The organism is Streptomyces sp. SAS_281, from assembly GCF_052542855.1.
Genome location: NZ_JBMNDO010000023.1, coordinates 1 through 11,911, shown reverse-complemented (window position 1 = coordinate 11,911; position 11,911 = coordinate 1). Strand labels below are relative to the sequence as shown.

The 11,911-nt window shown below is 73.6% G+C and carries 14 protein-coding genes and 1 riboswitch; of the genes, 11 read left to right on the top strand and 3 right to left on the bottom strand.

From position 1 onward, the window contains the following. Positions 1–93: 93 nt before the first annotated feature. Positions 94–220: riboswitch (cobalamin riboswitch) on the bottom strand. 147 nt (positions 221–367) lie between these two features. Both ACN6LM_RS11355 and ACN6LM_RS11350 read right to left on the bottom strand, forming a co-directional pair. Next, positions 368–601: a hypothetical protein gene (locus tag ACN6LM_RS11355; protein ID WP_445065198.1), complete on the bottom strand. Its 234-nt coding sequence runs from the start codon at positions 599–601 to the stop codon at positions 368–370. A 32-nt stretch (positions 602–633) separates the two neighbouring features. Next, positions 634–1,905 (bottom strand): inorganic phosphate transporter, encoded by a 1,272-nt coding sequence (locus tag ACN6LM_RS11350; protein WP_445065197.1) that lies wholly within the window; start codon positions 1,903–1,905, stop codon positions 634–636. Positions 1,906–2,048: 143 nt separating this feature from the next. Here ACN6LM_RS11350 and ACN6LM_RS11345 point away from each other — a divergent pair, with 143 nt between their 5' ends. From ACN6LM_RS11345 to ACN6LM_RS11320, 6 genes are all read left to right on the top strand, one after another. Beyond that, entirely contained in the window at positions 2,049–2,726 is a 678-nt protein-coding gene (locus ACN6LM_RS11345) for a class II aldolase/adducin family protein (RefSeq protein WP_445065196.1), read from the top strand. A gap of 83 nt (positions 2,727–2,809) precedes the next feature. Next, positions 2,810–3,937: an alpha/beta hydrolase gene (locus tag ACN6LM_RS11340; RefSeq protein WP_445065195.1), complete on the top strand. Its 1,128-nt coding sequence runs from the start codon at positions 2,810–2,812 to the stop codon at positions 3,935–3,937. Positions 3,938–4,121: 184 nt separating this feature from the next. Next, on the top strand, positions 4,122–5,426 hold the full coding sequence (locus ACN6LM_RS11335) for a hypothetical protein (protein WP_445065256.1): 1,305 nt from the start codon (positions 4,122–4,124) through the stop codon (positions 5,424–5,426). A gap of 171 nt (positions 5,427–5,597) precedes the next feature. Further along, entirely contained in the window at positions 5,598–7,196 is a 1,599-nt protein-coding gene (locus tag ACN6LM_RS11330) for an ABC-F family ATP-binding cassette domain-containing protein (protein WP_445065194.1), read from the top strand. A gap of 319 nt (positions 7,197–7,515) precedes the next feature. Continuing rightward, complete coding sequence (locus ACN6LM_RS11325) at positions 7,516–7,737, top strand: helix-turn-helix domain-containing protein (protein ID WP_007263382.1); 222 nt, start codon at positions 7,516–7,518, stop codon at positions 7,735–7,737. Between the two features lie 150 nt (positions 7,738–7,887). Further along, positions 7,888–8,679, top strand: coding sequence for an enoyl-CoA hydratase/isomerase family protein (locus tag ACN6LM_RS11320; protein WP_445065193.1), 792 nt, complete (start codon positions 7,888–7,890; stop codon positions 8,677–8,679). A 61-nt stretch (positions 8,680–8,740) separates the two neighbouring features. On the opposite strand, the gene ACN6LM_RS11315 is transcribed toward ACN6LM_RS11320, so the two are convergent. Next, positions 8,741–9,451, bottom strand: coding sequence for a hypothetical protein (locus ACN6LM_RS11315; protein ID WP_445065192.1), 711 nt, complete (start codon positions 9,449–9,451; stop codon positions 8,741–8,743). Positions 9,452–9,544: 93 nt separating this feature from the next. On the opposite strand from ACN6LM_RS11315, the gene ACN6LM_RS11310 reads away from it, so the two are divergent. The 5 genes from ACN6LM_RS11310 to amaP are packed head-to-tail and all read left to right on the top strand — an operon-like array spanning position 9,545 to position 11,878. Then, positions 9,545–10,027 carry an Asp23/Gls24 family envelope stress response protein gene (locus tag ACN6LM_RS11310; protein WP_073968401.1) on the top strand — a complete coding sequence of 161 codons (483 nt, stop codon included), beginning with the start codon at positions 9,545–9,547 and terminating at the stop codon, positions 10,025–10,027. A gap of 33 nt (positions 10,028–10,060) precedes the next feature. After that, positions 10,061–10,252: a hypothetical protein gene (locus ACN6LM_RS11305; RefSeq protein ID WP_143624117.1), complete on the top strand. Its 192-nt coding sequence runs from the start codon at positions 10,061–10,063 to the stop codon at positions 10,250–10,252. Further along, positions 10,249–10,611 (top strand): Asp23/Gls24 family envelope stress response protein, encoded by a 363-nt coding sequence (locus ACN6LM_RS11300; protein ID WP_164401183.1) that lies wholly within the window; start codon positions 10,249–10,251, stop codon positions 10,609–10,611. The genes ACN6LM_RS11305 and ACN6LM_RS11300 overlap by 4 nt, the downstream gene beginning before the upstream one ends. After that, on the top strand, positions 10,608–11,294 hold the full coding sequence (locus ACN6LM_RS11295; RefSeq protein ID WP_445065190.1) for a DUF6286 domain-containing protein: 687 nt from the start codon (positions 10,608–10,610) through the stop codon (positions 11,292–11,294). Before ACN6LM_RS11300 ends, ACN6LM_RS11295 begins: the two co-directional genes overlap by 4 nt. Continuing rightward, complete coding sequence (gene amaP / locus ACN6LM_RS11290) at positions 11,291–11,878, top strand: alkaline shock response membrane anchor protein AmaP (RefSeq protein ID WP_445065189.1); 588 nt, start codon at positions 11,291–11,293, stop codon at positions 11,876–11,878. Before ACN6LM_RS11295 ends, amaP begins: the two co-directional genes overlap by 4 nt. The last annotated feature ends 33 nt before the right edge of the window (positions 11,879–11,911 follow it).

The window sequence follows — 11,911 nt, the reverse complement described above, 5'->3', positions numbered from 1 at the left end:
CAGGGGGCGTGGGGAGAAGGTCGCACGGCAGCCGGGCATGGCGATATGTCCTCACTCAGGGTCCGCGCCCTGGTTCGACGTGACGGCGACGAGAGTCTCCTGGCTTCCGGATCGGCGGGTTCCCCGGTCTTCCAGCCCGCTCGCGCGGGCCGTGACGTGCGGTGGGGGACCGCTCCCCGGTGACAGTGGCGGGACCGCGCCGGATTCGCACCGGCTTCCTCTGCTGTCGCCGTAATGGCTCCGGCAGTCCACCACGCCCCGCGAACGCCCGTCAACTCACTGTTGACCTGCGGCGGCACGGTGTGGGCGGACGCACACCGGGCCGGACGCGCACGAGGTGCGTCCGGCCCGGGGGAGGGGCGGTGCGTCAGGCGACGATCAGATAGATGCCGTACGCGACCGCCGCCGCGCACAGCCCGAAGCAGACGTACGCACCGGCGCGCGCCAGCAGGAGCGACGAGCCCGCCGGACCGCCCCCGGCGGCCGGCTCCGGCTGCTTGGAGAGGCCGACGATGCCGAGCGTGAAGAGGCCCACCAGGGCGACGGTGGCGACGAGGGAGACGCCGAAGACGGTGCCCAGAGCTGCCCAGTCGATGTTCATACGGGGTGTCCTTAGCGGAGTACCGGGGTCTGTCAGACCGTGGCGGGTCGGGCCGGATCGGCGGCGACGGGACCGGCGGGCGCCGGAATGGTGGCGGCGAGGTCGTGCGCCTGGGCCGCGGTGGGCGGCGGGCTCACGGCCGCGATGGCCTGGGTGACGACACCCGCGGGCTCGGCCGGGGCCGCGTCCGCGGTGCCGGGCGCGACATCGCCGTGGCCGACGGGCTTGCGGCGCGAGAGCACCCAGATCGCCCCGGATCCGGCGATCAGGAGGACCGCGACCACCACGACGCCCCAGGTGCCCTGCTTCGTCAGGAACTCGGCACCCGCGCCGACCAGACCCGCGGCCGGCAGGGTCAGGCCCCAGGCGACGAACATCCGGGTGGCGGTGGACCAGCGGACCACACCCCCGGCACGGCCGAGGCCCGCGCCCATCACGGCCCCGGAGCAGGACTGCGTGGTGGAGAGGGAGAAGCCGAGGTGCGAGGAGGCCAGGATGACGGTGGCCGCGCTGGTCTGGGCGGCGAAGCCCTGCGGGGGCTTCAGCTCGGTCAGGCCGCTGCCCATGGTGCGGATGATGCGCCAGCCGCCGAGGTACGTGCCGAGCGCGATGGCCAGGCCGGCGCTGACGATGACCCAGACCGGCGGGTTGGAGCCGGGGGAGAGGACGCCGCCGGTGACCAGGGCGAGGGTGATGATGCCCATCGTCTTCTGCGCGTCGTTGGTGCCGTGCGCGAGCGAGACGAGCCCGGCCGAGGCGATCTGCCCCGCCCGGTAGCCCTTGGCGGTGGCCTTCTCCTGGGCGTCGTTCCGGATCTTCCCGCCGATCCGGTACGTGAGCCTGGTGGCCAGGAACGCGGCCGCGCCGGCCACGATCGGGGCGGCGACGGCGGGCAGCAGCACCTTGGTGACGACGGTGCCGCCGTTGACCGACGACCAGCCGGCGGACATCACCGCGGCGCCGATGAGGCCGCCGAACAGTGCGTGGGAGGAGCTGGACGGGAGCCCGACCAGCCAGGTCAGAAGATTCCACAGGATGGCGCCGACGAGCGCCGCGAAGATGACCTCGGTTCTGAGGCCGTCCTCGTTGACGATCCCGCCGGAGATCGTCTTGGCGACCTCCACGGACAGGAACGCGCCGACCAGATTGAGAGCGGCGGACATCGCGACCGCCGTCTTGGGTTTGAGTGCGCCGGTCGAGATGGTGGTGGCCATCGCGTTGGCGGTGTCGTGGAAACCGTTCGTGAAATCGAACACTAGAGCTGTCACGATCACTATCGCGAGCAGCAGCGTGATGTGTTCCATTTACCCAGGCAATCGTTCGACGTCATTGGCACGTGGAACGTAGGCAACTTGAGTGAACAGAAGATGAACTGAGCAGGGCGCTGCGGTGACCCCCGGAGCGGTGGCCGGGCGGCACTTGGGGCGGGGCCGGAAAGGATCTTCGTATGAGTGACCGAGAGCACGCGGCGATCGCCCGGGGATGGGAGGCCGTCGTCGCCGCGGCGCGCCGCACGGCGGCCGAGGGACTGGTCGTCGGAACCTCCGGAAACGTCTCGCTGCGGGTCGGCGACACGGTGCTGGTCACCCCCAGCGGAGTGCCTTACGACCGGCTGGGCCCCGAGGACCTGACCGGCGTCGATCCGGAAGGCAACCAGACCTTCGGCACACTCGCCCCCACCAGCGAACTCCCCCTCCACCTCGCCGTCTACCGGAACACCGACGCAAGGGCCGTCGTGCATACCCACGCGGTCCACGCCACGGCCGTCTCCACCCTCGTCACGGAGGTCCCCCCGGTCCATTACGCCGCAGCGATGCTCGGCGGCACGGTCCGCGTCGCCCCCTACGCCCGCTACGGCACCCCCGAACTGGCCGCGCACATGCTCACCGCCCTCCGCGACCGCACCGGCTGCCTGCTCGCCAACCACGGAACCGTCACCTACGGCGCCACGCTCGACGAGGCGTACGACCGCACCGCCCAGCTCGAATGGCTCTGCCACGTCTGGCTCACCGCGAGCGCCGTGCCCGGCCGCACCCCGGCCCTGCTCTCGGAGGACCGGCTGGGCGAGGTCGTGGAGGCGCTGAAGGGCTACGGGCAGCGCCGGGGCGGCACCGGAATGCGCTGAAGGGGTACGGGCCACAGCACCGGGACCGCATCGGACGGCCCTGCCCACTGGCATCGAGCCGCCCCGGCACCGACACTGTGGGGGTGCGCCCGGTTACCGCGACGGCAGCGGCCGTCACCACACTCATCGGCGCCGGCGCGGCAGCGGTCGCGGCCGGCCGGTTCGCGGGCGACGTCGCCCTCAAGACGCCGCCCGGACGACCGCTCCCCGCCGACCGCGAACTCACCGTCCACGCGACGGCCGCCGGGCAGGTCACCCTGACCCGGTCCCTCACCTCGCTGCGCCCCGGCACGTACGGGCTGACCGGCAAGGACGTCCACGCCGTCGTCGGCCCCGTGCTCGACCGGGCCCACCAGGCCGCCGACACCGTCGTGCGCCGGCTGGAGCGCGTCGACCGCGGTGTCCTCGCCCCCGGAGACAAGGTCCGCCTGACGCCCCAGGTCCACAGCGGCGACCCGGGCAGCGCGCTCGGCCTGGCCTTCCGGGAGGTGCGGATCCCCGGCGAGCTGGGCGAACTGCCCGCCTGGTACGTCCCGGCTCCCCGCCGCATCTGGGTCATCACCGTGCACGGCATCGGCGCCACCCGCGAGCACCCCCTCAACCTCCTGGAGTTCCTGCACGGCCGGCAGCTGCCCGTGCTCGACCTCGCGTACCGCGGCGACCCGGGCGCCCCCCGCTCCCCGGACGGGCTCGGCCACCTCGGCGAGTCCGAGTGGCGCGACCTGGACGCGGCGATCCGCTTCGCCGTCCGCAACGGCGCCGAGCAGGTCATCCTGTACGGCTGGTCCACCGGCGCCTCCATGGCGCTGCACGCCTGCGCGGGCTCCGCGCTCCGCGACCGGGTCTCCGGCCTCGTCCTCGACTCGCCCGTCCTGGACTGGACCGACACCCTGCGCGGCCTCGCCGCCGCCCGCGGGGTCCCCGCGGCCCTGCTGCCGCTTGCCGTGCGCGCCGCCCAGGGGCAGACCGGACTGCACGGCACCGGACTCCTGGACACCTCGGTCCCGGTGACCCTGCACGTCCCCACGCTCGTCTTCCACGGCCCCGACGACACCCTGGCTCCCTGGATCCACTCCCGCCGGCTCGCCGCCGCCCGCCCCGACCTCGTCTCCCTGCACACCGTGGACCGCGCTCCGCATGCGGCGATGTGGAACGCCGACCCGGCCCACTACGAGGAGACCCTGCGCCGCTTCCTCACGCCCCTGATGTGAGGTGATGTGCAGGTTCGGCCGATTGGTCCCGGCCGGTGCGGGAGCCCGTCAACGCCGGTGACCCGGGTTCCGTTTGGGCTTTCGGGCCGTCAGGGGCAAGACTGCTCCCGTGACGTCCCGTACCCCGCGCGACTCCAGGCTGCGTCTTGTCCGCCCGCGACCCCTCGCCACTGCCCGAAGGGCCGTGACCACCCGGCGCACCAGGCCCGCGCCGCGCCCGCCCGAGGGCACCCCACCCCGGGCGGAGCTGGCCCGCCAGGCCAGGACGGTCCTCGCCGACGCCGTACGGATCGCCCGCTGGGCGGCCGACGGGGCGGCCCCCGGCACCACGCCCCCGGCCGCCCTCGAACACGCCGCCGCCGCGCTGGACATCTCCCCGGCTCAGGTGCGCTCCGGCTGGGACCGGGCCCGGCTCGCCGGACTGGTCGAACTCCACGGCGACACCGCACGGCCCGGCTGGCGGCTGCGCGCCTGGGACCGGGACGACTCTGCGGTGCTGCGCGGCTGGGTGGCCCTCTTCGACGCCTGGTCGCTCGTCCACCCCGCGCCCCGGGGCGTCGAGTCCACCGCCGTCGCCGAGGCCGTCGAGGCCGTGCCCCAGGTCCTCTCCCTGCTCCAGCTCTCGGCCGGTCCCGTCACGGTGCCCGCCCTCCTCGACCTCCTCGGCCAGCGCGTCGCGGAGCTCCACGAGGAGCGCTGCGAGGTGCCGTACGGCCCCGAGCCGCTGCCCGCCCCCGCCGAACCGGCGCCCACCGCCCACCCGCCGGCCCTCGTCGCCCGCCTGCTCGACTGGGCCCTGGAGGGCCTGGCCGACGTCGGGGCGCTCACCCTCGGCGCGGGCCAGGCCACGCTGACGCCGCTCGGCAACTGGGCGGTCTGGGTCAAGCTGGAACAGATCTGCGTCGCCGCCCAGAGCCCCGCCGGCAACATCGAGCAGGCGGCCGCCGACATGCTCCTCGGCTGCGCCCGCCTCACCCCCGGCCCCGCCCGCGCCGAATACCGCGCCTGGCTGGCCGCCCGCCCCGTCGGCAGCGCTGTCGCCGAACTCCTCGACGTCGCCCGCGGCGAGGACGCCCTCCTGCGCGGCCTGGCCTTCGAGGCCCTGCGCGTCGTCGGCGCCCCCGCGGAGCCCGAGGTCCGGGCCGTCCGGACCGACCCGTCCCTGCGCCCGTACGCGCTGCTCTGGCTCGCCGAGTACGACGGCACGGACCCCGAGGACGCCCAGGAGGTCCTCAGCCGCGAGGAGGCCACCTGGCTCTGGGTCGACACGGCGGCGGCGGTCGCGGACCACGGCGAGGCGGGCCTTCTGGTCCGCCACCTCGACTCGGCGGTCCAGGGCACGGTCCCGGCCCTCCTGGACGAGGTCCGCGCCGTCGGCCACCCCCGCACGGTCCAGGTCCTGGTCGCCCTGGCCGCGGCCCACCCGGACCCGGCGCTGGCGAAGGCGGTCCGCAAGGCGGCGTTCCAGGTCCACACGGGCGGCTCGTGACCCGGGGGCGCTGACCGGGGCCCCCGGGGCGGAGCCCCGCAAAAGTCGTTGGACACCGCCAGTAGACTGGTTTCCATGGCAGTTCTCCTTGTGCGTGTGCGTGAGTAGCGGCGTCGATCCGTCACCACCCGTCGTTCCTCCGCCCTTCCTTCCGCCCAGGAGTACCTCCCCGTGATCACCGCCTCCGGCATCGAGCTGCGCGCCGGCGCCCGTCTGCTCATCGAATCCGCCAGCTTCCGCATCGCCAAGGGCGACCGCATCGGCCTCGTCGGCCGCAACGGAGCGGGCAAGACCACCCTCACCAAGTGCCTCGCGGGCGAGGGAACCCCCGCTGCCGGCACCATCACCCGCTCCGGTGAGGTGGGCTACCTCCCGCAGGACCCGCGCACCGGAGACCTCGACGTCCTGGCCAGGGACCGGGTGCTGTCCGCCCGCGGCCTGGACGAGATCCTGCGCAGGATGCGGGAGAACGAGGACCGGATGGCGAACGGCAAGGGCGCCACCCGCGAGAAGGCGATGAAGAAGTACGAGCGCCTGGAGACGGAGTTCCTCACCAAGGGCGGTTACGCCGCCGAGGCCGAGGCCGCCACCATCGCCGCCGCGCTCAGCCTGCCCGACCGCGTGCTCGGCCAGCCGCTGCACACCCTCTCCGGCGGTCAGCGCCGCCGCGTCGAACTGGCCCGCATCCTCTTCTCGGACGCCGACACGCTGCTCCTGGACGAGCCGACCAACCACCTCGACGCGGACTCGATCGTCTGGCTGCGCGACTACCTCAAGACCTACCGCGGCGGCTTCGTCGTGATCTCCCACGACGTCGAGCTGGTCGAGACGGTCGTCAACAAGGTCTTCTACCTCGACGCCAACCGCTCGCAGATCGACGTCTACAACATGGGCTGGAAGCTCTACCAGCAGCAGCGCGAGGCCGACGAGAAGCGCCGCAAGCGCGAACGCCAGAACGCCGAGAAGAAGGCCGCCGCCCTCAACGCGCAGGCGGACAAGATGCGCGCCAAGGCGACCAAGACGGTCGCCGCGCAGAACATGGCCAAGCGCGCCGACCGGCTGCTGTCCGGCCTCGACGAGGTCCGGGTCGCCGACAAGGTCGCCAAGCTGCGCTTCCCCGACCCGTCGCCGTGCGGCAAGACGCCTCTCATGGCGGAAGGGCTCTCCAAGTCCTACGGCTCGCTGGAGATCTTCACCGACGTCGACCTGGCCATCGACAAGGGCTCCCGCGTCGTCATCCTCGGCCTCAACGGCGCCGGCAAGACCACGCTGCTGCGGCTGCTCGGCGGCGCCGAGCAGCCCGACACCGGCCGCGTGGTGGAGGGCCACGGCCTCAAGCTGGGCTACTACGCCCAGGAGCACGAGACCCTGGACCCCGACCGCACGGTCCTCGAGAACATGCGCTCCGCCGCGCCCGACCTGGACCTCGTCGCCGTCCGCAAGACGCTCGGCTCGTTCCTCTTCTCCGGTGACGACGTGGACAAGCCGGCCGGGGTGCTCTCCGGCGGCGAGAAGACCCGCCTGGCCCTGGCGACGCTGGTCGTCTCCTCCGCCAACGTGCTCCTGCTCGACGAGCCCACCAACAACCTGGACCCGGCCAGCCGCGAGGAGATCCTCGGCGCGCTGCGCACGTACAAGGGCGCGGTCGTCCTGGTCACGCACGACGAGGGCGCGGTCGAGGCCCTTCAGCCCGAGCGGATCATCCTGCTCCCGGACGGGATCGAGGACCTGTGGGGCGCGGACTACCGGGACCTGGTCGCGCTGGCCTGATCCCCGGGACCGGACCATTCGGCCTACTCGTGATCCGTCATCTGTGTGAGTAGGTCTCGTACCTCGGCGCGGGGGCCGGCAGATAGCTGCCGGGCGCACCCATTTCCGCCCCCCTGCCCGTGCGTGCCCTGACCTGGACGTTCCTTCCCGGGCGGCCGCACGACACCCCGTACGACCTGTTGGAATGAGGCATTCCGGTCGCACCGGCGCACTCCCGGGGCGCGAATCCGGTCGCAGAGACCTTGCCGAATGGGTGGCCAGGAAGCGCCCGAGGGGTGATCATGAGAGTCCAGAGCGCACTTCCCATGAGGAGGCACGGGTGGCCGAGACTCTGAAGAAGGGCAGCCGGGTGACCGGCGCCGCGCGCGACAAGCTCGCGGCAGACCTGAAGAAGAAGTACGACTCCGGTGCGAGCATCCGGGCGCTGGCCGAGGAAACGGGCCGCTCCTACGGATTCGTCCACCGGATGCTCAGCGAATCCGGAGTGACGCTCCGCGGACGCGGCGGCGCCACACGAGGCAAGAAGGCCGCGGCGGCCTGACGGCCGGCAGCGGATCGGGGCACGTCGTGGACGGCTCCGGGAGGTCCCTGGTCCGGGTGCACCCACCCGGTCGGCCGCAGGGTCGATCTGGTGGTTACTGTTCAGTCACTTAGCTCCATGTGCTGACTGCACCCGAACCGGAGGCCCCGTATGACCTCGCTCGACTCCGTGCTCGACCAGGACGGCGTACGACTCACCGTCGACGACGCGGTTGCCACGGTGACCCTCACCAATCCGGCGAAGCGCAACGCCCAGTCTCCCGCTCTGTGGCGGGCGTTGGCCGAAGCCGGACGGGCTCTGCCCGGCAGCGTGCGGGTCGTCGTGCTGCGCGCCGATGGCGTGTCGTTCTCCGCCGGACTCGACCGCCAGGCGTTCACCCCCGAGGGATTCGACGGCGAGCCGTCGTTCCTCGACATGGGGCGCGGCCCGGAGGCCGAGCTCGACGCGCTGATCGCCGAGTACCAGGAGGCGTTCACCTGGTGGCGCCGCAACGACATCGTGTCGATCGCGGCCGTCCAGGGCCACGCCATCGGTGCGGGTTTCCAGCTCGCCCTCGCCTGTGACCTGCGCATCGTCGCCGACGACGTCCAGTTCGCCATGCGCGAGACCAGCCTCGGCCTGGTGCCCGACCTCACCGGCACGCACCCTCTGGTGCACCTCGTCGGATACGCCCGCGCGCTGGAGATCTGCGCCACCGGCCGCTACGTCCACGCCGAGGAGGCGGAGCGCACCGGCCTGGCCAACCTCGTCGTGCCCGCCGCCGAGCTCGAAGGCGCCGCGCGCGACCTGGCGGGCGCCCTGCTGGCCGCCCCGCGCGACGCCGTCATCGAGACCAAGGCGCTGCTGCGCGGCGCCGTCTCGCGTACGTACGAGGAGCAGCGCGCCGCCGAACGGGCCGCGCAGGGCCGCCGCCTCCGCGACCTCGCGGGCGCCCTCGGCTGACGTACGTGCGGGCCGGCCGGAGCCGTGACCGTCCCCCGCCGGCCCGCACCCGTACCGGCGCTCAGCCCGCCGTTCCGCCCTCCGAGACCGCCGTGACCAGCACCGCGACCGGCGGCCGCCCCTCGGCCGCCTGCGTCACCGCCTCCCGCACGGCTCGGGCCACGTCCAGCGCGCGGTGACCGCCCTCCGTCGCCAGCTCGACGCGCACATGGTCCTCGCCCGTCCGCACCGCCGGGCCCAGCACCCCGGTCAGCGCCGCCACCCCGGCCACCGAGGCGGCGGCCCGCCCCGCGGCGTTCTCCGCGTCCACCGGGCGCACCTCCGCCGGCTCCGGCTCCACCCGTTCGGGCGAGCCGTCGAGCAGTCCCGTCACCCGCAGGTCCACCTCGGACACCACTAGGCCGAGCCGGCGCGCGGCGGCCGACAGGAGGGCCGCGCGCAACGCGTCGGCGGCTGCGGGCAGGGGCCGGTCGGCCGTCGCGGTCATCGTGGCCTCGATTCGTAGGGGACCCGGCGGCAGGGCGCTCGGGGGCGGGGGTACCTGCGCGGCGGGGGCCGACTCCGGGTCGGCCACGGCGATCCGCAGCTCACCGAGGACCGGACCGGGGTCCGGACCCGCCACCGCCCGGCGCAGCACCGCGACCGCCGCCCGCTCCGCGATCCAGGCGCCGTCCGCCGGGCCGCCCAAAGGGAGCAGTCGGCCCAGCGAGAGCCGTTGCCGTACCGCAGCCGTCCACGCATGGGCCCTGTGCGGGCCGTCAGCCGTCGTCATGGCCACCAGAGTGCCGTATTCACGGCGCGAGTCGGGGCAAGCGCCCTTAATGTGAGCAAAGTAGTCAAATCTGCCCCGAAGGGAAGAGTGGCGATGACCGAGACCCCACAGCGGAACCGGCCCGAGAACTCCGACAGCAACGCCTCGGGCGGCAGCAGCCTGACCAAGCGCGGCGGTGGCGACCCCGGCACCCGCGGCCGCACGACGATCGCCGACGGAGTGGTCGAGAAGATCGCCGGAATGGCGGCACGCGACGTCGTCGGGGTGCACGCCATGGGCAGCGGCCTGTCCCGCACATTCGGCGCGGTCCGCGACCGGGTCCCCGGCGGTTCCAAGTCCGTCACCCGCGGCGTCAAGGCCGAGGTCGGCGAGACCCAGACCGCGCTGGACCTGGAGATCGTCGTGGACTACGGCGTGTCGATCTCCGACGTCGCCCGCGATGTACGGGAGAACGTCGTCGCGGCCGTCGAGCGCATGACGGGCCTGGAAGTGGTCGAGGTCAACATCGCCGTCAGCGACGTGAAGCTGCCCGACGAGGACGACGATGACGACGAGTCCGAGTCCCGCGTCCAGTAGTCCCGGCGTCCCCGAGCGGTTGAGGAGCACACGATGAGCATGGCTGTGGCCGGTCTGCTGGCCGGCATGGCGCTCGGCTTCGCCGGGTACTTCGGCGGGTTCGGAGCCTTTGTGCTGGTGGCCGCCCTCGGAGCGGTCGGCTTCGTCGCCGGCCGCTTCTTCGACGGCGACCTGGAACCCGGCGACTTCTTCCGCAGTCGCGAGCGCGGCGACCGACGGAGGTGACGGCGGTGTCGGGGGCGAGCGGCCCGGTCTCGGCCGGGGAACGGGGAGAGACGCGGATCGCCGACCGGGTGGTCGCGAAGATCGCCGCGCAGGCGGCCAAGGAGGCGGTCGACGCGACCCCGAAGGAGGCGGCGTCGCCGCGTGCCACGGTCACCGTGCACCGCGACACCGCCCGCGTACGGGTGAGTCTGGAGCTGGGATATCCCGCTGACATCGGCCACCAGTGCGGTGCCGTGCGTCGGCGGGTCGCCGAGCGGGTAAAGGCGTTGGCGGGGATGGAGGTGCCCGAAGTGGCCGTCCAGGTCGAACGCCTGCATCCCACCGGAGCGAGCCTGGCGGCACAGGGGAGGATTCGATGACCGAGCCCCACGATCCGGACGACGGCACGCGGCGACCGCCCGAGGCCGGGGCGGCCGAGCACGGCGGTGTCCTCGCCCTCGACCAGTCGGCCTCCTCCGCGGCCTACGAACCCGCGCCCGACAAGGAACGGCCCGAAGGCGGCGCGGGGCGCTTCTGGGCCGCCCGCCGCATCCCCGCCGGCATCGTCGCCGCCGTGGTCCTCGGCGCGAGCGGCCTGCTCCTCTACGACGTGGCGGCGGTCCGCGCCGGACACTCCGCGATGCAGTGGCGCCGCTCCCTCGCGGACGAGCTCGCGACGCGGAAGCTCGACGACGTCTGGGTGCTGACCGGCGCGTCCGTCGCGGCGGCACTCGGACTCTGGCTGCTGCTCCTCGCGCTCACGCCCGGACTGCGCGACCTGCTGCCGATGCGCCGCGAACACACCGACGTGCGCGCCGCGCTGGACCGGACGGCGGCGGCGATGGTGCTGCGCGACCGGGCCGTCGAAGTGGCCGGCGTCCAGTCGGTCCGGGTCCGCATGGGCCGCAGCAAGGTGGGGGTGCGTGCCGTGTCGCACTTCCGGGAACTCGACGACGTACGGGCCGACCTGGACACCGTGCTCTCCACAGGCATCCGGGAACTGGGACTCGCCAGGCAGCCGCGTCTGTCGGTCCACGTCCGCCGGCCGGCGAAGAAGGGGTGAGCGGCGTGCTCAGGACCGTCAACCGCGTACTGCTGGCCCTGGCCGGACTGGTGCTGCTCTGCGTGGGCGGCGGGGTGCTCGCCGCGGCGGCGGGCCTCTCCGTGCCGTCCTGGTGGCCCTGGTACGGCAAGAACGACGTGCTGCTCAGCGAGGCGGACCGGGACCGCTGGCGCTCCGAGGGCTGGTGGTGGCCGACGGTCATCGCGGTCCTCGCCGTCCTCGTGGTCCTCGCCCTGTGGTGGCTGCTGGCCCAGTTCCGCCGCTCCCGCCTGAACGAGGTGCTGGTCGACAGCGGCGACGGCGAGGGCGCCCTGCTGCGCGGCCGGGCCCTGGAGGGCGTGCTCGCCGACGAGTCGGGCGCCCTGGACGGCGTCGCCCGCGCCCAGGTCACCCTGACCGGCAAGCGCTCCACCCCGGCCGCCCGGATCCGGCTGCTGATGGAGCCGCACGCCGCGCCCGACGAGGCGCTGGGGAGGCTGAGCGACGAGGCGCTGGCCCATGCCAGGGACTCCGCGGGGCTGGCCCGGCTGCCCGCCGAGGTCCGGCTCAAGGCCGTCAAGCACCGGGCGGCGCGGGTGAGCTGAAGACGGGGTGGTGGGGGGGACCCCCGCGCCACC